At 69.4% G+C, this 20270-nt stretch carries 21 protein-coding genes; 10 read left to right on the forward strand and 11 right to left on the reverse strand.

Annotation, left to right across the window (positions count from 1 at the left end):
- The first annotated feature begins 91 nt into the window (after positions 1-91).
- Complete coding sequence (locus OG555_RS35975) at positions 92-1051, forward strand: sigma-70 family RNA polymerase sigma factor (RefSeq protein ID WP_328520942.1); 960 nt, start codon at positions 92-94, stop codon at positions 1049-1051.
- A 65-nt stretch (positions 1052-1116) separates the two neighbouring features.
- Here the strand turns inward: OG555_RS35975 and OG555_RS35980 are convergent, their stop codons facing one another.
- Both OG555_RS35980 and OG555_RS35985 read right to left on the reverse strand, forming a co-directional pair.
- On the reverse strand, positions 1117-1833 hold the full coding sequence (locus OG555_RS35980; protein ID WP_329477387.1) for an HAD family hydrolase: 717 nt from the start codon (positions 1831-1833) through the stop codon (positions 1117-1119).
- Positions 1834-1876: 43 nt separating this feature from the next.
- Entirely contained in the window at positions 1877-3082 is a 1206-nt protein-coding gene (locus OG555_RS35985) for a CPBP family intramembrane glutamic endopeptidase (RefSeq protein WP_329477389.1), read from the reverse strand.
- A 48-nt stretch (positions 3083-3130) separates the two neighbouring features.
- Between OG555_RS35985 and OG555_RS35990 the strand changes: the two genes are divergently transcribed.
- The 4 genes from OG555_RS35990 (at position 3131) to OG555_RS36005 (ending at position 7547) form a co-directional block, all read left to right on the forward strand.
- Positions 3131-4099, forward strand: a complete 969-nt coding sequence (locus OG555_RS35990) for a Dyp-type peroxidase (protein ID WP_329477391.1) — start codon at positions 3131-3133, stop codon at positions 4097-4099.
- Between the two features lie 53 nt (positions 4100-4152).
- Complete coding sequence (locus OG555_RS35995; protein ID WP_329477393.1) at positions 4153-5727, forward strand: ATP-dependent DNA ligase; 1575 nt, start codon at positions 4153-4155, stop codon at positions 5725-5727.
- Positions 5720-6394 (forward strand): class I SAM-dependent methyltransferase, encoded by a 675-nt coding sequence (locus OG555_RS36000; protein ID WP_329477395.1) that lies wholly within the window; start codon positions 5720-5722, stop codon positions 6392-6394. The genes OG555_RS35995 and OG555_RS36000 overlap by 8 nt, the downstream gene beginning before the upstream one ends.
- 283 nt (positions 6395-6677) lie before the next feature.
- On the forward strand, positions 6678-7547 hold the full coding sequence (locus OG555_RS36005; RefSeq protein WP_328520949.1) for a helix-turn-helix domain-containing protein: 870 nt from the start codon (positions 6678-6680) through the stop codon (positions 7545-7547).
- Between the two features lie 269 nt (positions 7548-7816).
- Here the strand turns inward: OG555_RS36005 and ctaD are convergent, their stop codons facing one another.
- The 5 genes from ctaD to OG555_RS36030 form a co-directional block, all read right to left on the reverse strand.
- Positions 7817-9514 (reverse strand): aa3-type cytochrome oxidase subunit I, encoded by a 1698-nt coding sequence (gene ctaD, locus OG555_RS36010; RefSeq protein ID WP_329477397.1) that lies wholly within the window; start codon positions 9512-9514, stop codon positions 7817-7819.
- An 88-nt stretch (positions 9515-9602) separates the two neighbouring features.
- The gene (locus OG555_RS36015; RefSeq protein ID WP_329477399.1) at positions 9603-10403 is read right to left on the reverse strand and encodes an LLM class flavin-dependent oxidoreductase; all 801 of its coding nucleotides are present in this window, start codon (positions 10401-10403) and stop codon (positions 9603-9605) included.
- Entirely contained in the window at positions 10403-11224 is an 822-nt protein-coding gene (locus OG555_RS36020; protein ID WP_329477401.1) for an alpha/beta fold hydrolase, read from the reverse strand. The genes OG555_RS36015 and OG555_RS36020 overlap by 1 nt, the downstream gene beginning before the upstream one ends.
- 100 nt (positions 11225-11324) lie before the next feature.
- Complete coding sequence (locus OG555_RS36025) at positions 11325-12128, reverse strand: TIGR02569 family protein (RefSeq protein WP_329477403.1); 804 nt, start codon at positions 12126-12128, stop codon at positions 11325-11327.
- A gap of 28 nt (positions 12129-12156) precedes the next feature.
- A complete protein-coding gene (locus OG555_RS36030) occupies positions 12157-13353 on the reverse strand; it encodes an MFS transporter (RefSeq protein ID WP_329477405.1) in 1197 nt (398 codons plus the stop codon).
- Between the two features lie 127 nt (positions 13354-13480).
- Here OG555_RS36030 and lexA point away from each other — a divergent pair, with 127 nt between their 5' ends.
- Positions 13481-14131: a transcriptional repressor LexA gene (gene lexA / locus OG555_RS36035; protein ID WP_329477407.1), complete on the forward strand. Its 651-nt coding sequence runs from the start codon at positions 13481-13483 to the stop codon at positions 14129-14131.
- Positions 14132-14148: 17 nt separating this feature from the next.
- Here the strand turns inward: lexA and OG555_RS36040 are convergent, their stop codons facing one another.
- Positions 14149-15339: an RNA polymerase sigma factor gene (locus OG555_RS36040; RefSeq protein ID WP_329477409.1), complete on the reverse strand. Its 1191-nt coding sequence runs from the start codon at positions 15337-15339 to the stop codon at positions 14149-14151.
- Positions 15336-15680 (reverse strand): YciI family protein, encoded by a 345-nt coding sequence (locus tag OG555_RS36045; RefSeq protein ID WP_329477411.1) that lies wholly within the window; start codon positions 15678-15680, stop codon positions 15336-15338. The genes OG555_RS36040 and OG555_RS36045 overlap by 4 nt, the downstream gene beginning before the upstream one ends.
- A gap of 189 nt (positions 15681-15869) precedes the next feature.
- Here OG555_RS36045 and OG555_RS36050 point away from each other — a divergent pair, with 189 nt between their 5' ends.
- Positions 15870-16493: a pyridoxamine 5'-phosphate oxidase family protein gene (locus OG555_RS36050; protein WP_329477413.1), complete on the forward strand. Its 624-nt coding sequence runs from the start codon at positions 15870-15872 to the stop codon at positions 16491-16493.
- 7 nt (positions 16494-16500) lie between these two features.
- Here OG555_RS36050 and OG555_RS36055 read toward each other — a convergent pair whose 3' ends face one another.
- A complete protein-coding gene (locus OG555_RS36055; protein WP_328520961.1) occupies positions 16501-17157 on the reverse strand; it encodes a response regulator transcription factor in 657 nt (218 codons plus the stop codon).
- A 62-nt stretch (positions 17158-17219) separates the two neighbouring features.
- Here OG555_RS36055 and OG555_RS36060 point away from each other — a divergent pair, with 62 nt between their 5' ends.
- The 3 genes from OG555_RS36060 to OG555_RS36070 all read left to right on the forward strand — a co-directional run bounded on the left by OG555_RS36060 (position 17220) and on the right by OG555_RS36070 (position 19765).
- On the forward strand, positions 17220-17687 hold the full coding sequence (locus OG555_RS36060; RefSeq protein WP_329477415.1) for a pyridoxamine 5'-phosphate oxidase family protein: 468 nt from the start codon (positions 17220-17222) through the stop codon (positions 17685-17687).
- Positions 17684-18766: a sensor histidine kinase gene (locus tag OG555_RS36065; RefSeq protein WP_329477417.1), complete on the forward strand. Its 1083-nt coding sequence runs from the start codon at positions 17684-17686 to the stop codon at positions 18764-18766. The genes OG555_RS36060 and OG555_RS36065 overlap by 4 nt, the downstream gene beginning before the upstream one ends.
- Positions 18767-18844: 78 nt before the next feature.
- Positions 18845-19765, forward strand: coding sequence for a carbamate kinase (locus OG555_RS36070; RefSeq protein ID WP_329477418.1), 921 nt, complete (start codon positions 18845-18847; stop codon positions 19763-19765).
- Positions 19766-19767: 2 nt separating this feature from the next.
- Here the strand turns inward: OG555_RS36070 and OG555_RS36075 are convergent, their stop codons facing one another.
- On the reverse strand, positions 19768-20250 hold the full coding sequence (locus tag OG555_RS36075; protein WP_329477419.1) for a hypothetical protein: 483 nt from the start codon (positions 20248-20250) through the stop codon (positions 19768-19770).
- Positions 20251-20270: the final 20 nt, after the last annotated feature.

Consider the following 20270-nt stretch of genomic DNA (forward strand, 5'->3'; position numbering starts at 1 on the left):
TCAGGGAACGTTCAGGCTGTTTACACACTGGTCCTGGAATCTTGAACCTCACTCGAGCGTTGCTCTCCATGTAACGACGAAGGGAGTTTCGGTGGCTCGCATGGCTCGTGTCCGCAGCACGGACGACGGTATCGACGGCAAGGACAGCGTTGGTCTCTACCTCGAAGAGATCGCGCGTACGCCCCTGCTCACCGCAGAGGAAGAAGTCGAGCTCGCTGAGACGGTCGAGGCAGGACTCCTGGCGGAGCAACTGCTGGCCGAGGGGCGGGTTGGACGCAAGAAGGGCGGAGCGCCCAAATATGCGACGGAGGACGAGCTGGAGTGGCTGGCCGAAGAGGGCCAGCGCGCGCAGCAGCGGTTCGTGACCGCAAACCTCCGGCTGGTGGTTTCTATCGCGCGCCGCTACGGACGTTCCCAGATGCCGCTGCTGGACCTGGTCCAGGAGGGCAACACGGGGCTGATCCGGGCGGTGGAGAAGTTCGACTACCGCAAGGGATTCAAGTTCTCGACGTACGCGACCTGGTGGGTGCGGCAGGCGATCACCCGCGGTATCGCGCAGCAGGCCCGTGTGGTCCGGCTGCCGGTGCACGTGGTGGAGCAGCTGAACCAGATCGGCTCGGCGCGGCGCACGCTGGAGCGCAAGCTCGGGCGGGAGCCGGAGCTTGACGAGATCGCGGCGGAGCTGGACCTGGACGTGGAGCGGGTCACGGAACTGATCCGTATCGGCCGGGACCACATCAGCCTGGACAACCCGATCGACGACGAGGGTGAGACCTCGCTGGGTGACCTGATCGCGGCCGAGACCGCGCCGGGCCCGGACCAGCTGGTCGCCGACGCGTCGGACCGCTCGGGCCTGTTCAGCCTGGTCGACCAGCTCGACCCGCGGTCGGCGGACGTGATCCGGCGCCGGTACGGCCTGCACGACGGCCGCCAGGCCAAGCTCGCCGACATCGGCGCGGTGCACGGCATCTCCGCCGAGCGCGTCCGCCAGATCGAGCGTGAGGCCCTGGGCCGCCTCCGCCTGCTGGCAGATCCGACGCTGGCCGCGTAACACCCCACCCGAAACCCCTCGAAGGACCCCGAGCCGACCACCCGGCTCGGGGTTCTTCTCGTCTGTCAGGCGGCGGCCGTGTTCCAGCTGTCGATCAGGGACGGGAGCTCGGACAGGCGCTGGACCGTGGCGTCGGGCGTGCCCTCGGTGTGGCCGACCTGCTCCACCGGGATCGCGCTGTGCGGGACGTGCGCCGCACGCATGCCGACGTTCTGCGCGCCCCACACGTCGTCGAAGAGCCGGTCCCCGACGAACAGGCACCGCGACGGCTCCGACACCCCGACCGCCCGCATCGCGGCCAGGAACGCCTCCGGGTGCGGCTTCGTGTACGGGATCTCGCTGGTGTAGACGGCGCCGTCGAGCAGCTCGAGCACGCCGTCCCGCGCGAAGATGTCCTCGTGCCGCCGGCGCGACCAGATCGTGTTCGACAGCACGCCGACCTTCAGCCCCTCGGCCCGGATCGCGCGGAGCGTGTCGATGGCGTCCGGCTCGAGCTCGGTGTGCGGGTCCCACTGCCGCTCGTACTCCGCCAGGGCGGCCGGTGTCATCACGGTGTCGGCGAGCAGGCACACCTCCTCGAAGGTGCCGCTGCGGTGCTCGTCCCGGGAGCGCCGCCAGACGGCGTTCTCCGCGGTCACGAGCCGGGCGGCCAGCTCGTCGGCCCGGGCCTCGTCGAGCAGCGCCGCCACCGGGCGCCAGGCGGCCAGCAGGTCAATCGTGTGCCAGGTTGCCAGCGTGCCGCCCCAGTCGAACAGGACGGCTTCGATCTTCGCGTTCGTCACGCGGATACCCTGCCAGACACCGCCGACAGTCCTCGCCTGATTTTCAGCTGCTGAGCCGCGCGATCTCCCGGCGCCGCGAGAGCCAGACCACGGCCGCGGCGTAGAACGCCAGGCTGGGGATGTCCGAGAGCAGCAGCGTCCACGGCGCGCCGCCCTGATCGTCCCAGCCGGACAGCTGACCAATTGCCGCTGGCAACAAGAATGCGAGCAGATTGTTCAGCACGTGCAGCGCGATGCCCGCCTCCAGTCCGCCGGTCCGGACGGCCAGCCAGCCGACGGTGAGCGCGAACAGGAAGATGTCGACCATCGCCCAGCCGGTGTACCCGTGCCCGGCCACGAACGCCGCGCCGGCGACCACGATCCCGGGCCACGGCGAGCGGAACACCGCCCGGACCCACCGGCCGCGGCCTTCCTTCTGGTCCGGCCCGTAGGCGCCGACCGCCTGGATCAACCACCCACGGAAGAGAAACTCCTCCGCCGCGGACTGGAACGGCACCAGGCAGATGATCACCAGCGCCGGTACGACGAACGCACCGAAGCCGACCCAGGACCCGCCGTCGCCGGCGGTGGCCGAATCCTGACCGGGGAAGATCGCGTCGACCAGCAGGCCGAGGCCGTACGACAGCGCGAGGTAGCCCAGCGCGGGCACACAGCACAACAGCAACCAGCGCCAGCGGATCCGATTCACGACGGACGCGACGCTCCAGAACGGGCGGCGCTGGACCAGCCAGGCGGTGAACATCACCAACGGCGTGAGCACGCCGAGCATCACCAACGTGACGGCGAGGTTCTCGGTGTCACTCGGGAAGATGTTGTTGCCCTGCGGCTGGGAGAACTCGCCGGTGATCAGGCCGTGGACGATCTCCCAGCCGACCAGGACGCCCGCGGTGATGAACAGGACGCCGGCGCCGAGGAAGAGGGTGCCGAGGATCGGGCGCCACCACGCGTTCTTCGCCGTTCGGGCCAGGCGGTGGAACGGCGTACCCGCCGGCGCCGGGACGATCCGGGGCTCGCGGGAGGCGAACTGACCGGGGTACGGCGGCGGCGCACCCCATTGCCGCGGGTACGGACCTGGCGGTGGGTAGGTGCCGGGCGGTGGGTAAGTGCCCGGCGGTGGGTAAGTCCCGGGCGCGGGGTATGGACCCGGGGGCGGGTAGCCGCCTTCTGGGTGGGGTGGGGGCGGTGGGTACTGCCCCGGCTGCGAGTATGGGCCCGGTTGTGAGGGCGGCCCGGGTTCTTGCGGGTCCATGACTGGACTCTAGAAGATCAGGGCAAGCGTGAGTGGAGGGAGAGCACGGTGGTGACTGATCCGACACCTGGACCGCCCGCGTCGACGCGGGCGCTGCCGCAGTCGGTTCTGATGCCGTTGACGGGTTCGGCGATCTTCTTGGTCGTGACGATCGACCCGGGCGGCGAGGCGACGGCCCGCGACCTGCTCGAGCGGATGAGCGGTCTGGTCCGCTCCGTCGGCTTCCGGGTGCCGTCCGGCAGCCTGTCCTGCGTCACCAGCATCGGGTCGGACGTGTGGGACCGCTTGTTCAGCGGCCCGCGCCCGGCCGAGCTGCACCCGTTCATCGAGCTGAAGGGCCGCACGCACCACGCTGTCTCCACACCGGGCGACCTGCTCTTCCACATCCGCGCCGCCCACCAGGACCAGTGCTTCGAGCTCGCCAGCCAGATCATGAACGTCCTCGACGGCGCCGCCACGGTCGTCGACGAGGTGCACGGCTTCAAGTACTTCGAGATGCGCGATCTGCTCGGATTCGTCGACGGCACCGAGAACCCGACCGGCTCCGAGGCACAGGACGCCGTACTGATCGGCGACGAGGACCCCGGCTTCGCGGGCGGCAGCTATGTGATCGTGCAGAAGTACCTGCACGACCTGAAGGCGTGGAACGCGCTGACTGTCGAGCAGCAGGAACGTGCGGTCGGCCGGAGCAAGCTCGAGGATATCGAGATGGCCGACGACGTCAAGCCGAGCAACGCCCACATCGCGCTGAACGTGATCGAGGACGAGGACGGCAACGAGCTGCAGATCGTGCGCGACAACATGCCGTTCGGCACCGTCGGGACCCAGGAGTTCGGCACCTACTTCATCGGGTACGCCAAGACTCCGTCGGTGATCGAGCTGATGCTGCGCCGGATGTTCATCGGCGAGCCCGAGGGCAACCACGACCGCCTGCTCGACTTCTCGACCGCGGTCACCGGCACTCTCTTCTTCACGCCACCGTCGGACTTCCTCGACGACCTCCCGCCTGCTCCCTGAGCCCGCGTCACTCCGGTCGGTGACGAAAGTCGTCTCCGGAAAGTGTCGGCAGGATGGGTGAGACTGGGATCATGTTGCTGACCGAGGTGGTGGAGACGTCGGCCGCGCTGGCCGGGACGCGGTCGCGCCTGAAGAAGGCCGAGTTCATCGCCGGATTGTTGTCGAAGGCCACCGAACCGGACGACACCGAGATCGTCGTGACGTACCTGTCCGGTGAGCTCCGCCAGCGTCGGACCGGCGTGGGCTGGCGGACGCTGGCCGACGCGCCGGAGCCCGCCGCGGAGCCGTCGTTGACCGTCGAGGAGGTCGACCGGGCCTTCGCGGAGCTGGCCGAGATGGGCGGCGCGGGGGTGCAGGCCCGGCGGCGGGAGGCGATCGACGCGTTGTTCGGCCGGGCGACCGCCGATGAGCAGTGGTTCCTGCGGCAACTCGTGGGTGGTGAACTGCGGCAGGGCGCGCTGGACGGGGTGATGGCTGACGCCGTCGCGCGCGCCACCGGGATCCCGTTGGACAAGATCCGGGCCGCCACGATGCTGCGGGGTGCGGCGGCTCCGGTGGCCGTCGCCGTACTGACCGAGGGTGAGGCGGGGCTGGCGCAGTTCGGGCTGGAGGTCGGGCGCGGTGTGCAGCCGATGCTCGCCCAGTCCGCGACCAGCGTCGCCGAGGCCTTGTCCAAGACGGGCACGCCGGCCGCCCTCGAGTGGAAGCTGGACGGCATCCGGATCCAGGCGCACCGCGACGGCGACAAGGTCGTGGTCTACACGCGGACGCTCGACGACATCACGACTCGGGTGCCTGAGGTGGTCAGCGCAGTACTCGAGCTCGATGCGCAGCAGGTCGTGCTCGACGGTGAGCTGATCGCGCTGCGGCCGGACGGGCGACCCGAGCCGTTTCAGGTGACGGGATCGCGGACGGCGACTCGTGCGGCGACCGGACCGGAATCGGTGCCGTTGACGCCGTACTTCTTCGACATCCTGCATCAGGACGGGGAGGACCTGCTCGGGCTCGACGGAGCCGCTCGGCATGAGCGGTTGTCGAAGCTCGTGCCCGAGGAGCGGCGGATTCCGCGGCTGGTGACCTCCGATGCGGATGCCGGGCAGTCGTTCTTCGTGGATGCGGTGCGGCGGGGCCATGAGGGCGTGATGGTGAAGTCGTTGACCGTGCCGTATGAGGCGGGCCGGCGCGGATCCGGGTGGGTGAAGGTCAAGCAGACGCACACGCTCGACCTGCTCGTGCTCGCGGCGGAGTGGGGGCACGGGCGTCGTACCGGATGGTTGTCCAACCTGCACCTGGGAGCGCGGGACGAGGAGACCGGCGAGTTCGTGATGCTCGGGAAGACGTTCAAGGGGCTGACGGACGAGCTGCTGCGGTGGCAGACCGAGCGGTTCCAGGAGCTGGCGGTGCGGCGCGACGACTGGGTCGTGTACCTGCGGCCGGAGGTGGTGGTCGAGATCGCCTTCGACGGAGTGCAGACCTCGCCGCGGTACCCGGCCGGGATGGCGTTGCGGTTCGCCCGAGTGCTGCGATATCGCGAGGACAAACGACCTTCCGACGTTGATACGGTGCAAACCGTCCGGGCGATCCACGTCGGCCCCGGCGTCGAGGAGGAAGGTGCGTCCGATGGCTGAGGACCCCGATGTCGTATCGCGACGGATCGCCCGGGAGTCGCTGGACCGCGACGACCCGACCGGCTGGTTCGAGCAGCTCTACTCGGCCGCGGCGGACGGCGCCGCCGTCGTACCTTGGGATCGCGGTACGGCGCATCCGCTGCTGATCGAGTGGATCGACGAAGCGGACCCGGACGGGGCCGGGAAGACCGCGCTGGTCGTCGGGGCCGGGACGGGCTGGGACGCGGAGCGGATCGTCGACTGCGGCTACGACACGACCGCCTTCGACATCTCCCCCACCGCGATCGCGACCGCGCACCGGAACCACCCGGACTCGAAGGCGCACTACATGACCGCCGACCTCCTCGCACCACCCGCCGACTGGCACCGCGCCTTCGACCTGGTCGTCGAGATCTACACGGTCCAAGCCCTCCCGATCCCGGTCCAGCCGGCCGCCATCATCCAGGTCACCGAGCTCGTCGCCCCCGGCGGCACCCTCCTCGTCATCGCCGCCGCCCGTGCTGACGACGAGGCCGACGAGGCCGTCGAGGGGCCGCCCTGGCCCCTCACCCGCGCCGCCATCGACTCCTTCACCACCCCCGACCTCCACCTGATCCAGCTGTCGCGATCCCCCAGCCCGGTAGACCCCACCATCAACCGCTGGCGAGCCGAATACCTCCGCGACTAACCCACCCCCATCTGCAGGCCGGGGTGGCATGCAGGAGTTGCCGCCGCTGGTGGTGAGAGCGCCTCAGGCGGCGGCCGAGGTCGGGGTCCCGCTGACTCGGCGCCAGCTGACTGACGCGGGCGGGCACATCCCGGCGTACCAGCAGGCTGGACGTCACGTCGGTGGAGGTGTTGCCGGCTGTTCCTGAGCCTTGCGGAATTCGCTGCCGGTGGGGACTCGGATGGGGTGATCCGGCTTTCGAACGCAGGGGAACATATGTTCGATAATGCTGTAGACTGGGCGCATGGCGGGGCAGGGCGTGGTGGGGCCGACGGCGTTGCGGATGATGCTGGGCAGTCATCTGCGGCGGCTGCGGGAGCGCGCCGGGGTGAGCCGGACGGACGCCGGCTGGGCGATCCGCGGGTCGGAGTCGAAGATCAGCCGGCTGGAGCTCGGGCGGGTCGGCTTCAAGGAGCGCGACGTCGAGGACCTGCTCAGCCTGTACGGCGTGACCGATGCGCGCGAGCGGGATCGGCTGCTCCAACTGGCGCGTGAGGCGAACGATCGCGGCTGGTGGCATCGGTACGGCGATGTCACGCCGGACTGGTTCGATGCCTACCTCGGGCTGGAGGCGGCTGCTGAGCTGATCCGGACCTACGAGATCCAGTTCGTGCCGGGATTGCTACAGACCGCTGACTACGCGCGCGCGGTGGCACGGCTGACGCCGGGTAACGCGCGAGCCGACGACGAGGTGGAGCGCATCGTCGCTCTCCGCACCAGGCGGCAACGCGCGCTGGACCGCGAGCCGCCGCTCAAGCTCTGGGCCGTGATCGAGGAGTCCGTCCTGCACCGCCCGATCGGCGGTCCCGACGTCCTCCGCAACCAACTCGACGCGCTCAGCGAGGCCGTCGCCCACCCCAACGTCACTCTGCAAATCATCCCGCTGGACAGCGCCGGCCACGCCGCCACCGGAGGAGCCTTCACCCTCCTCCGCTTCCCCCAGCACGACCTCCCCGACATCGTCTACCTCGAGCACCTCACCAGCGCCCTCTACCTCGACAAACGCGACGACGTCGAGACCTACACCCAGGCCCTGGACCTCCTAGCCGCCACCAGCCCTCCACCCCACCAAACCGCCGCTCTCCTCACCACCCTCCGCAACCAACTCCCCTAGCCCTCCCCGCACATCCCGGGAAGCTTGCGCGCGCACAGCACCCGGCCGCTGTGGTCGCTGATGCTGAACGCCCGCTGCCTGAAGGTGCACGCGGGAGGTGGGGCCACGCGTCCTTCCCCGTGGGTTGATGGCTGAGCGCGGGAGGGGGACGGCTCCGGTGGCGGCGGTCACGCGCGCGGGAGCGCCCGGGAGCGTGCTGCCCGAAGGAACTCGCGCCGGCGCAGCCACGAGCAACACCCGCGCGGCTGTCGGGCTTGGCGTGCGCGGGGTTAGTCGTCTGGGGTCAGGAGGTTCTGGGCGGGGGTGGTGGTGACCAGTTCTGGGTGGTTGGCGTCGAAGGCGGGGCTGTCGGAGCGGATTCGGGGCAGGCGGTCGAAGTTGTGGCGTGGGGGTGGGCAACTGGTCGCCCACTCCAGCGAACGGCCCCAGCCCCACGGGTCGTTGACGCCCACGAGCGGGTTCCGGCGGGACTTGTAGACGTTGTAGAAGAACGGCAGCGTCGAGAGGCCGAGGATGAAGGCGCCGACGCTGGACACCTGGTTCAGCGTGGTGAAGCCCTCGTGCGCGCCGTACGACGCGTAGCGCCGGGGCATGCCCTCGACACCGAGCCAGTGCTGCACCAGGAACGTGGTGTGGAAGCCGATGAACAGCAGCCAGAAGTGCACCTTGCCGAGGCGTTCGTCGAGCATCCGCCCGGTCATCTTCGGCCACCAGAAGTAGAACCCGGCGAACATCGCGAACACGACGGTGCCGAACACGACGTAGTGGAAGTGCGCGACCACGAAGTACGAGTCGTTCAGCTGGTAGTCGAGCACGGGCGAGGCCAGGATGATGCCGGTCAGACCGCCCAGCAGGAACGTCACCAGGAAGCCGAGCGACCACAGCATCGGCGTGTCCAGCGACACCGATCCGCCCCACATCGTGCCGATCCAGTTGAAGAACTTCACCCCGGTCGGGACCGCTATCAAGAACGTCATGAACGAGAAGAACGGCAGATTCACGCCACCGGTCACGAACATGTGGTGCGCCCACACCGCGATCGAGAGCGCGCCGATCGAAATCGTCGCCGCGACCAGGCCGATGTAGCCGAAGACCGGCTTGCGGCTGAACACCGGCAGGACCTCGGTGATGATGCCGAAGAACGGCAGCGCGATGATGTACACCTCGGGATGCCCGAAGAACCAGAACAGGTGCTGCCACAACAACGCACCACCGTTCGCCGCATCGAACACATGCGCCCCCAGCCGCCGATCCGCCTCCAGCACCAGCAGGGCCGCGGCCAGGATCGGGAACGCGATCAGGACGAGGATCGACGTGACCAGGATGTTCCAGCAGAAGATCGGCATCCGGAACATCGTCATACCGGGCGCCCGCATCGTGATGATCGTGGTGATGAAGTTGACGCCACCGAGGATGGTGCCGAGACCGGCCATCCACAGACCCATGATCCACAGGTCGCCACCGACACTCGGCGAGCGCACAACGTTCGAGAGCGGCGAGTACGCCGTCCAGCCGAAGTCGGCCGCGCCACCCGGAGTCAGGAACGAGGACAGCGTGATCAACCCGCCGAACAGGAACAGCCAGTAACTGAACATGTTCAGCCGCGGGAACGCCACGTCCGGCGCGCCGATCTGCACCGGCATGATCACGTTGGCGAAGCCGACGAACAGCGGGGTCGCGAACAGCAGCAGCATGATCGTGCCGTGCATGGTGAAGAGCTGGTTGTAGACCTCTTCGTTCACGATCTGCAGCCCAGGTTCGGCGAGCTCGGCGCGGATGATCAGCGCCATGATTCCGCCGACGAGGAAGAAGGCGAACGAGGTGATCAGGTACAACTGGCCGATCACCTTGTGATCGGTCGTCGACAGCAACCGTCCGATCACCACCCCGAGCGGCCGCCGAGCCGGCCCGACGGCGACCGGACCGGTGCGTTCAGTTACCCCGGTGTGTTCGCTGACACTCGCCATGCGTCCTCCCGTGGACGATCCCGCCTGCGCGGAACCCACATTCCTCCGATTACACACCCGAACGGGCGTCGCAGGAAGAAGCCCGGCCTCAGCGCGCCGGTCCGGCGTCGATCACCGCGCGTACGTCGGCCGGCCGCAGGGTGGCCGGGTCGAAGTCGGTCAGGCACCACGTTGCGCCGGCGGTCGCGTACGGGCGTACGTCGGTCGACGGTGACACGGCGACGGTGATGTCATACCCGGTGAGGGATCCGCGCAGGGACTGCACGGTCGCCACGACATCGTCCAACTGGTTCGGCGAGGTCAGGTTGACCGGGAAGAAACCGTCGTGGCGGACAGTCCGGCGCAGCGGCCTCGCATTCCCGGGGAAGCCTGCCACCCAGATCGGGATCCGGCCCGCCACGGGCCGTGGCAGGAAGCGCACCGAGTCGACGGTGTAGTGCTTGCCATGGTGACAGACAGGTTCACCGGTCCAGCCGGCCTTCAGGATCTCGAGGGACTCGTCGAGTTGCCCGGCGCGGACGCGATCGTCGACCTCCTCCCCCGAGCGGGAGAACTCGCCCGCGAACCGATCGCTCCCCAGACCGACACCGAGCTTCAGACGTCCACCGGACAGCCGATCCAGCGTTGTTGCCTCGCACAACAGTTTGACCGGGCGCCGGCGGGCGACCGGTGTCACCATCGGCCCGATCCGCAGCCGTTCGGTCGACGCGGCCACGGCGGCCGGCACGATCCACGGATCGGCGACAGCGGTGACCGGCGCCCGCCACCCCAGCTGGTCCCACACGAACATCCCGTCCCACCCGGCGTCCTCCGCGGCGGCCGCCAATCGCGCAACCGTCAGTGGATCCGCCAGTTCGTCGAACAGCGGCACCCACACCGCGAAGCGCATCACCGGCTCGCGGTGTGCTCGCTGAGGGCGTCGGCAAGGACATCCCACAGCTCGGGTGGAACCCCGTGCCCCGCACCCTCGAGAACGACCAGGCGACCATCGGGAACGGCCGCGCGCAGAGTCTCCCCGTGCGCCGGCGGAAAGACCGGATCCACCGAGCCGTGCACCACCAGCACCGGCATCGAGAGGTCAGCGAACCCACCGTTCACGGGTCCGTCGAATGCCATCGCGTAGTGGTTCGTCAGCGACGCCTCATAGTCCCGGGCTCGCGCCATGTCGCGACGGACGAGATCACGCGCCGCGGCCTCGTCGAAGTACCCGGCTGACTCGGCCTCGATCGACCGTACGACGTACTCCTCGACCGCGGCCGGGTCGTCGAAGTCGGGCCGCTCCAGGTGCGGCAGCGACGGAGGCGGCAGGCCGTCCGCGCCCGTGCTCGTCGACACGAAGGTCACCGACGCAACCCGCGACGGGTAGTCGACACCGAGCGTGAGCGCCGTGCCGCCGGACATCGACTGCCCGACCACGTGCGCACGATCGATGCCCAAGGCATCCAGCAGGCCGATCGCATCCGCGGCCAGGTCCCGCATCGAGTACGGCGGCCGGCCGACGGGGTACGACGTCGATCGCCCGGTGTCACGCTGGTCGTAGCGGATCACATACCGCCCGCGGACCGCGAGCTTCCCGCACAACTCGCTGTCCCACCAGAGCATCGAGGCCGAACCGCCGTGGATCAGCAGGACCGCCGGATCGGCGGCATCACCGAACGTCTCCGCACAGATCTCCGCGCCGTTGATCGGATAGAGCGTCTCGGAAGTCATGTCTCCGACCGTAGAAGCCGCACACCATCACGAAAAGCGATTGTTCCCGATGATCTTGATCGCCCGTGGCGATCGCCCGCAGACCGGTCGCGCACTCAGGTCAGCCCACGTACGAGAGGGCCAGCTCGATCACCGGTTCATAGACCGCCCGACGATCACGCGTCCAGACCTCCGGGCCGTGGGCGAGCTCGTCGGTCGCCATCCGATAGATCAGCGCCCGCACCAGCATCTGCCCCCACTCCGGCAACTCTGACCACCGCGCCGCCAGCTCCGGTTCGGCGTCGTACCAGCACAGGGCGTCGGCCACCGCGACGGCCGACGCCCATGCGGGTGGGCGCCAGTACACCGGCCAGTCGATGATCGCCGGCGGCAACCCGTCGGCGAACATCACGTTCCCCGGCAGATCCCCGTGCACCGCCTGCGCCACGAGGTCGACCGGCCGACGCGCCGCGACGAGCGGCGACACCAACTCGACGTACGCCGGACTCCCGCCGATCGACCGCTCGTCCCAGGCGACCCGATCGCCGTCCGACCAGGGATCGTCCCGCGTATCGACGAAGTCCGGGCGCGGCAATCCCGCAACCGTCTCGTGGAAGGCGACACCGGCCGTCAGCACCTCGTCCTGCCGGCTCACGTCCGTGGCACCGGCCAGCAGCTCCGAGGCCTCCCAGCCGAACGCGACCCACGCGCCACTCGCACTCCGCACCGGCCGAGCCACCCGGAACGCGGTCGACTCCGGCAGCTGATCCAGCACGGCGGCCCGCCACTCGGCCTCCGCCGGCAACCCCGCACGCTTCAGCACGACAGCCCCGCAACGCCACGTGTCCCCCTGGCCACCGGGCAGGAGTACGGCGCTGCCGGACAGGCCGAACGCTTCCAGGACAGTTTCCGGCGGACCGTTCATCCGCCCGATCTTAGGCCGCAACGTCTGGCTAGCTGCGGCTCTGCTCTCCCGAAGTCATGGGCGTTGCAGGAACCTGCCGCATAGCCGGCCGCGCCGACAGCAACCGGCTGTTCGCCGCCACGCCGACGAGCAGCGGCAGCAGCCCGGTGAACGTCCAGACCAACCCGACCGCCGCCGCGAACCAGCCGACGATCGCCGGTCCGATCAGGACTCCGGCGTACGTGAAGGTGGTGAGCCGGGACACCGCGGTCGCGGCCTCGACCCCGCCGGTGCGACCAACCGCGCTGAAGACCAACGGGAGCAGAACCGATCCGCCGAGCCCGACCAGCGCGAAGCCGGCGATCGACACCCGCCACAGCGGTACGGCGACGACTACGGTCAGCCCGATCACGGCCACCAGTGCGCAGGTCCGGAACAGTGCGGCGGCGCCGTACCGCTCGGTCAACCGATCGCCGATCAAGCGGCCGACGGCCTGGAACGCGGTGAAGGCGGTGAACGCCAGGCCGGCCGTCGCGAGGTCCGCGCCGCGCGACTCGTGCAGCAACACGCCACTCCAGCTGATCACAGCCGCCTCGCCGATCATCACCACGAAGCCCATCGCGCCGAAGATCAGCACCGGCCGGGTCCAGCCCACCGTCCACCCGGATCGCGTCACGCGATCGGTCTGGTCGGCCGCGGGCGGGAGCAACCCGCGCGTGACGACCTGTCCCACCACGAGCAGCACGGCAGCCACGACCACGAACTGATTGCCGAGGTCGACGTCCGCACGGATCGCCACGGCACTCAGAAGCGAGGTCAGCACCGCACTCACGCTCCACGCCGCGTGGCAACCACTCATGATCGGCCGGCCGCGGAGCCGCTCGACCGCGACCGCGTGGGCGTTCATGGCCACATCGACCGCACCGTGCACGAATCCCATCACCAGCACCGCAAGGCCGAGTTGTACGACGCTGCGTGCCAAGCCGACGGCGACCAGCAGCAAAGGAAGGACCGCGAGCGCGATCGTGATCAGGCGCCGGCTGCCCACTCGGGCGACCAGACCGCCCACGAACTGCATCGACACCAGCGCCGCCGCACCGAACAGCGTGAGCACGATGCCGAGTTGGCTCTCGGTCAGCTGATGCTCGACCTTGATCGACGGGATCCGGGACAGGTAGCTGGACACCAGGCATCCGTTCACGAAGAACACCGTGGTCACCGCCCAGCGTGCGCGTCCGACGTTCATGACAACCTCCTCGGCGCGCCCTCTGCACGCTCTCGGGGGCGACGTCGGAGCCGATCCGCGGATGTTGCCGATCCGGTGCGGCGGGTCGGGCGGAGGTCCTTGGGGTGGGTCGCTCTAGGATCTCGTGGTGACTGATCTCGATCTGTTCGGGGACCTCGACACCGCCGCGCTCCCCGAGCGGCAGCAGCGCATCCTGGTGGTGATCCGGGACTGGGTGACGCGGTACGGGTACCCGCCGAGCAGCCGGCAGATCGGTGACGCGGTCGGACTGCGGTCCTCGTCGTCGGTGTCGAAGCACCTGGCCAGCCTGGAGGACAAGGGTTTCCTGCGCCGGAGCCCGTCGGTCTCGCGGCCGATCGACGTCCGGATGTTCCTGCCGGAGCCGACCGCCCGGGAGTCCGAGGACTCGGTGCCGGTGCCGGTGATCGGTGACATCGCGGCCGGTACGCCGATCTCCGCCGTCGAGCACGTGGACGACGTACTGCAACTGCCCCGCGGACTGACCGGCCGCGGGAACGTGTTCGGCCTGCGGGTCCGGGGCGAGTCGATGATCGACGCCGCGATCTGCGACGGCGACATCGTCGTGGTCCGGCAGCAGTCCGAGGCGTACTCGGGCCAGATCGTCGCCGCGATGATCGACGACGAGGCGACCGTCAAGGTCTACCGCCGCCGCAACGGCCACGTGTACCTGGAGCCGCGCAACCCCGCGTACGACGTCATCGACGGGGACAACGCGGTCATCCTCGGGATCGTCGTGTCGGTGCTGCGGAGCGTTTGACGCCGAAGAGGACTCGATTACTGGGCGAGCCGCTCCTGCAGCAATCCGAGTTGGGCGGGATTGGCGGTCAGGTCGGCGGCCCGTCGGTCGGCCGCGTGTGCTTCGGCGTCGCGACCGAGATCGCGGAGGAACTGGGCGTGCGTCGCATGGAACAACGGATACGCCTGGAGGTCCGTCGAGAGCTCATCCAGTTCGGTGAGCGCGGCCTTGGCGTTTTCGACGTAGGACAAGGCGATCGCGCGCTGCAGGCGAGTGACCGGCGTCGGCTGCACGATCAAGAGCATGTCGTAGAGCACGAGGATCTGTTCCCAGTCCGTCGCCGCCCAGGTCCGGGCCTCGCTGTGGCAGGCGGCGATCGCGGCCTGCAGTTGGTAGGGACCGGGAGCTCTGTGACGCCGGGCGGTGCGGGTCAGCAGGGCCGTCGCGTCGGCGATGGCGGCGTGATCCCAGCGGGCGCGGTCCTGGAGCTCGAGCAGGACAAGGTCGCCGGTGGTGGTGAAGCGGGCCGCCGTACGGGCTCGATGGAGACGGATCAGGGCGAGCAGACCGGCGACCTCGGGCTCGTTCGGGAGCAGACCGTGCAGGAGCGCGGTGAGCCATTCGGCGTCGTCGACCAGATCGCGGGAGTGGACGCGCTCGGCCGTGCTGGACAGATAGCCCTCGTTGAACAGCAGGTAGATGACGGTCAGCACCTCTGTGACGCGCTCCTGGAGTTCGTCGTCGCGCGGGATGCGATACGGGATCCCGGCATCGGTGATCTTGCGCTTCGCCCTGGTGATCCGTTGCGCGACAGCCGACTCCGAGGCCAGGAACGCGGCCGCGATCTGCGCGGTCGTCAGTCCGCAGACGACTCGCAACGTGAGGGCGATCTGCGCCTCGCGCGCCAGCGCCGGGTGGCAGCAGGTGAAGATCAGCCGGAGCCGGTCGTCCGGTGCGGGCTGCACGGGCCACTGGAGCTGGGCGAGCTTGGCACGGTAGTTCTGCTGCCTTCGCAGTACGTCGAGACCGCGCCGGCGCGCGACCGTGAACAGCCACGCGTCGGGCCGCTCGGGGATCCCCTCGACCGGCCAGCGCCGGAGCGCGATCTCGACAGCGTCCTGGACCAGGTCCTCGGCCGCGGAGAAGTCGCCGAGCAACGACACCAGCGATCCGGCCAGCCGGCCCGCGTGATCACGCACCACGCGGGCCAGCTCGTCGTCGGTGTTCACAGCTGCTGCACTGGCCGGATCTCGACGATCGGGCAGGCCGGCCAGGTCTTCACCATCCGCAGCGCCTCGTCGAGATCGGCGACCTCGATCTCGCTGAACCCGGAGATGACCTCCTTGCCCTCGATGAAGGGCCCGTCGGTGGTCATCGGTACGCCGCCGCCGAACCGGACCGTGGTCGCGGACTCCGCCGCCTGCAGCTTGCTCCCGCTCCGGATCTTGTCCCGGTGGTCGTCGAACCACTGCATCACCCGCTGATACGCCCGGTCCCGCTCGTCCGGCGCCATCGCCTCGAGCTCCTTCGCGTACTCCTTGGTCTCCACGAACATCAGCACGTACTTCACGCGCACACACCTCCTGCGGTCAGTCTCACATTCACTCGACACCACCAGGACGATCGGGACCCGGCCGGATCCGACAGCGGGGGCCTTCCCCGGCGGGGACTTCGGACCTGCCCGGAAAGGCCCTCCGGCACTGCCGGTCGGGCGGGCTCCCCCGGTTGGATCGAGGAAGCGGCAGGAAAGGAGTGTTCGATGACATCGTCCGGCCGATCACGGTCTCCGCAGGGGAGAGACCCGTCGCGGCGGATGGTCCCGCTCGAACTAGCGCAGGAGGAGGGGTCTGCGCGGTCCGGGCCGGATGCCGGCGCGTCTGAGGAGCCACAGCAGCTGACGGCTGGGGCTCTGATCCGGCTGGCCGGTGCGCTGGACACCACCGTCTCCGCTCGCACGGGTTCACGGACAACGCCCGTCCGTGGACTCGCCGCCCTCCATCCGGTCCTCGATCACCTCCGCGAGGACGAGTGCCTCGCACTCCTGGCGCCCGGCGGCAGTGGCCGGCTCGCGTTCGACCTGTCCGGCCGGCTGTCGGTACGGACGGTGACCTACACCCTGCACGACCGGCTCATCGTGTTCCGGACCGGGGCTGCCACGGCGATCGCGCAGTACGGCGATGGTCCGGTGGCGTTCGAGGTCGATCGGCTGGACGGGGTCGCACGGGATGGCTGGAGTGTGCTCATATCGGGGCGCTGCCGGCACGGCTCCCTCCAGGAGATGTTCGCGTGGCGACCGTTCACGGACGAGTCGGGCGACGAACGGGAGATCCTCGTCGTGATCGAGCCGGAGCACATCAGTGGCCGCCGCATCCGCGCCTGGTGACGGCGGGTCAGGTCTTCGGCCGGCGCTTGGCGCGCTCGACCGCGTACACGGCCGCCTCGGTCCGCCGTTCCATGTCGAGCTTGCGCAGCAGCGCCGAGACGTAGTTCTTCACGGTCTTCTCGGCCAGGAACATGCTCTGCGCGATCTGCCGGTTGGTCTTCCCCACCGCGATCTCGTCGAGAATCCGGCGCTCCTGATCCGTCAACGACTGGTACCGCGGGTCGTCCTCGACATCGACGGGGTTCCGCAGGCGCTCCAGGACCAGGGCGGTCATCGCCGGGTCGAGCAGCGACTCCCCCGCGGCCAAACGCCGTACCGCTCCGACCAGGTCGGTGCCGCTGACCTGCTTGAGCAGGTAGCCGGCCGCACCGGCCATGATCGCGGTGAACAAGGCTTCCTCGTCAGAGAACGAGGTCAGCATCAGGCAGGCCGGCGGCGTGTCCATCGACGACCGCACCTCCCGGCACACGGTGATCCCGTCGCCGTCGCCCAGCCGGACATCCAGGACGGCGACATCCGGGCTCAGCGCCGGGATCCGCGCGATGGCGTGCGCCGCGGTCGACGCCTCGCCGATCACCTCGATGTCCGGCTCGCTCTCGAGCAGTTGCCGCAGCCCGAGCCGGACGACCTCGTGGTCGTCGAGCAGGAACACCTTGATCGTCATCGCGTCTCGCTTCCCCCGGCAGCACCCGTCCCGCTCAGAGTAAGCCGACCCCGGAGGTTGTGATGCGAAGCGAGGACGGCGCCGCCCGCGAGATTCTCGACGCCGGCGAATGTCTCCGCCTGCTGGGCTCGGTCCCGGTCGGGCGGCTGGTCTTCACCCAGGGCGGCCTGCCGGTCATCCGGCTGGTGAACTTCCTCGTCGACACGGACACGATCGTCTTCGTGTCCGACGACCCCGAATGGCTCCAGGCCGCGCATCGTGGTGACGTGGTCGCGTTCGAGGTGGATGACCTCGATCCGTCCCGGCAACTCGGGTGGACCGTGACCTCGATCGGCCATCTGTCCGTCGTACCGGCGGCTGAGGCGGCCGACCTGGAGCGGACCGCGCCGTCGTGGGTGGGGCTGGGTGGCCGCCCGTTGTTCCGGCTCGGCGTCGAGTCGCTCAGCGGCCGGCGCGCGCCTATTGATGCTCAGGGCAACGGCTCCGAAGCGTTCCCAAACCGTCACGGGCTTCGTACCGTGGCCACGTGAGCGAACAGGACGACGTCGGCCGGCGGCGCCTGTACGAGGTGACCGCCGAGATCACACAGTTCCTGCTCGGGGACTTCGACGAGCGGGACGCCCTCCGGCTGATCGCCCGCCGGGCCCGCGAGGTCTCCGGCGCGCACGCCGGTGCCGTCCTGCTGACAGACCACGACCACCTCATGTTCGCTGCGCTCGACGGGCCGTCCGAACTCCAGGAGTACGTCGGCAAGCGGGTCGCGGGACTGGATCACCTGGTGCGCGCCGACCGGGTGAGTGTGGTCGACATACCCCAGATCGCGTCACTCGGACCGGCCCTCGTCGCTCCGCTGCCGCCGGCGTCGTCCGCGGTGGGCGGGCTGTTCTTCGTGGCGGCCGAGCCTGGTGGTGCAGTGCACGAGGCTGACGAGCTGGTCAGGATGTTCGCGGCGCAGGCGCGGCTGGCGCTGGATCGCTCGCAGGCACAGCGGGAACACTCGATGATCGCCGTCCTGGAGGACCGCGACCGGATCGCCCGGGATCTGCACGACCTGGTGATCCAGCGCCTGTTCGCGACCGGGCTGCAATTGCAGGGCATCCACCGGATGGTGGACGCCGAGGTCCAGGAACGCATCGATCGCGCCATCGCGGACATCGACTCCACGATCCGCGACCTGCGCGCGGCGATCTTCGAGCTGCGCCACCACCCGGCTCGCCGCTCGCTCCGATCCGACCTCCACACCCTGGTCTCCGAGTACACCGGACCCCTCGGCTTCCGTGCCGAGCTGACCTGCACCGGCCCGCTCGATGCCGTTGTACCGCTGGAGGTCCGTCCCGAGATCCTCGCAGCGGTCCGCGAGTCGCTCTCGAACGTCGTACGCCATGCCGAAGCCACCGCGGTGACCGTCGACGTCACGGCGACCGCGACCGAGGTCATCAGCCGGGTTGCCGACAACGGCGTCGGCGTGGCCGCGGTCGACCACCGCAGCGGACTCCGCAACCTCCAGGAGCGGGCGGAGGCACTCGGCGGTGCCATGCGGCTGGAGAGGAACCAGCCGCATGGCACCGTCCTCGAACTGCGCGTGCCACTCGCCGGGCCGCGCAGCTGAGCCTGTTCGCGTGCACATTCCAACCCACACGGTCTGTGAGTGCGCGAGCTCGCTGGGTGTGCGTGTCACGCTGAAGGTATGCGGATGGTGATCGCGCTCGGGGGGAATGCGTTGTTGCGGCGCGGGGAACGGCCGGACGCAGAGGTGCAAGTGGCCCATCTGGCCGTGGCGGCGCCGGCGCTGGCGACCGTGGCGGCCGAGCACGAGGTGGTGATCGTGCATGGGAACGGACCGCAGGTCGGGCTGCTCGCGTTGGAGAGTACGGCGGACCCGGGCCTGACCAAGCCGTATCCGCTCAGCGACCTGGTCGCCGAAACCCAGGGCGTGATCGGCTACTGGATCCAGCAGGCCCTGACCAACGCGGGCCTGCCCGGCCGAGCGGTCACCCTGGTGACGCAGACCGTCGTCTCCGCCGACGATCCAGCGTTCGGTACGCCGACGAAGTACGTCGGGACCGGGTATCCCGAGGACCACGCGCGCCTGCTCGAATCGACGACAGGCTGGACCTTCCACCAGGACGGCGTCGAGTGGCGCCGCGTCGTCGCGTCACCCGAGCCGCGCCGGATCGTGGAGCTCGACGCTGCCGAGATCCTCCTCCGCAACGGCGTCACCGTGATCCTGGCCGGCGGCGGAGGCGTCCCAGTGGTCGAAGGTGCCGCGAGATTGGCCGGGGTCGATGCCGTCGTGGACAAGGATCTGACCGCGGCGCTGATCGCGACCGAGCTCCGCGCGGATCTGCTGGTGATGCTGACCGATGTGCCGACGGTCTATCTCGACTACGGGACGCCGACCCAGCGTCCGTTACACGAGATCGGGATCGCGGACCTTGCGGCACTCCACTTCCCCAGCGGGTCGATGGGGCCGAAGGTCACCGCTGCCGGCCGGTACGTGGAAGCGACCAAGGGCCGGGCCGCCATCGGCTCTCTGGACGAGGCGGCCGCGGTGATCGCGGGGGCCGCGGGGACCCAGATCGTTGCCGGCAGTCCACGGGTGAGCTGACCTCAGTGGTGGCTGGAGCCGTCGTCGGACGACTCCCCCGAGCCGGACTTGCCCGAGCCACTCTTCCCTGAAGTCGGCGTCCCCGAGGTCGGCGACCCTGAACTCGACTTGCCAGAGGTCGGCTTGGTGGTGGCGGTCCGGTTGCCGCCCTTGTCGTCTCCGGGTTCGGTGGTCGCCGTGCTGGGGCCGGGCGTGCGGGTGCGGTCGCCAGCGTGGTCGTCCGGGGTCGGGGTGACCTTTGCGCTCTGGGGAGTGATGTTCTCCGGTGGCGGGAACCACAGTGGCGCGGGCGACCGGCCCGGTGTACCAGGATCGAAGGCGGACCAGACCGCCGTACCTCCAGCGACCAGTCCGGCTGCCGCGACCAGGCCCAGCAAGCTGGTGCCGGCCCAGAGGAGGTAGCGCACCGGGCGGCGTTGCGGCTCCGCGTCGTCTCCACTGGTGCGCAGTACGACGGGGCGGCGGCGCAGGTCTTCCGAGTCCATGCCTCGATGCTGTCCCAGCT

The organism is Kribbella sp. NBC_01484 (assembly GCF_036227145.1).
In the GTDB taxonomy this organism is placed as follows: Bacteria; Actinomycetota; Actinomycetes; order Propionibacteriales; family Kribbellaceae; genus Kribbella.

Coding starts and splice junctions, on each gene's coding strand:
- OG555_RS35985 (WP_329477389.1), bottom strand. CDS start 3,082: ATGGACCCGCAAGAACCCGGGCCGCCCTCACAACCGGGCCCATACTCG.
- OG555_RS35995 (WP_329477393.1), top strand. CDS start 4,153: ATGGGTGAGACTGGGATCATGTTGCTGACCGAGGTGGTGGAGACGTCG.
- OG555_RS36000 (WP_329477395.1), top strand. CDS start 5,720: ATGGCTGAGGACCCCGATGTCGTATCGCGACGGATCGCCCGGGAGTCG.
- OG555_RS36005 (WP_328520949.1), top strand. CDS start 6,678: ATGGCGGGGCAGGGCGTGGTGGGGCCGACGGCGTTGCGGATGATGCTG.
- ctaD (WP_329477397.1), bottom strand. CDS start 9,514: ATGGCGAGTGTCAGCGAACACACCGGGGTAACTGAACGCACCGGTCCG.
- OG555_RS36015 (WP_329477399.1), bottom strand. CDS start 10,403: ATGCGCTTCGCGGTGTGGGTGCCGCTGTTCGACGAACTGGCGGATCCA.
- OG555_RS36020 (WP_329477401.1), bottom strand. CDS start 11,224: ATGACTTCCGAGACGCTCTATCCGATCAACGGCGCGGAGATCTGTGCG.
- OG555_RS36025 (WP_329477403.1), bottom strand. CDS start 12,128: ATGAACGGTCCGCCGGAAACTGTCCTGGAAGCGTTCGGCCTGTCCGGC.
- OG555_RS36030 (WP_329477405.1), bottom strand. CDS start 13,353: ATGAACGTCGGACGCGCACGCTGGGCGGTGACCACGGTGTTCTTCGTG.
- OG555_RS36050 (WP_329477413.1), top strand. CDS start 15,870: ATGACATCGTCCGGCCGATCACGGTCTCCGCAGGGGAGAGACCCGTCG.
- OG555_RS36055 (WP_328520961.1), bottom strand. CDS start 17,157: ATGACGATCAAGGTGTTCCTGCTCGACGACCACGAGGTCGTCCGGCTC.
- OG555_RS36060 (WP_329477415.1), top strand. CDS start 17,220: ATGCGAAGCGAGGACGGCGCCGCCCGCGAGATTCTCGACGCCGGCGAA.
- OG555_RS36070 (WP_329477418.1), top strand. CDS start 18,845: ATGCGGATGGTGATCGCGCTCGGGGGGAATGCGTTGTTGCGGCGCGGG.
- OG555_RS36075 (WP_329477419.1), bottom strand. CDS start 20,250: ATGGACTCGGAAGACCTGCGCCGCCGCCCCGTCGTACTGCGCACCAGT.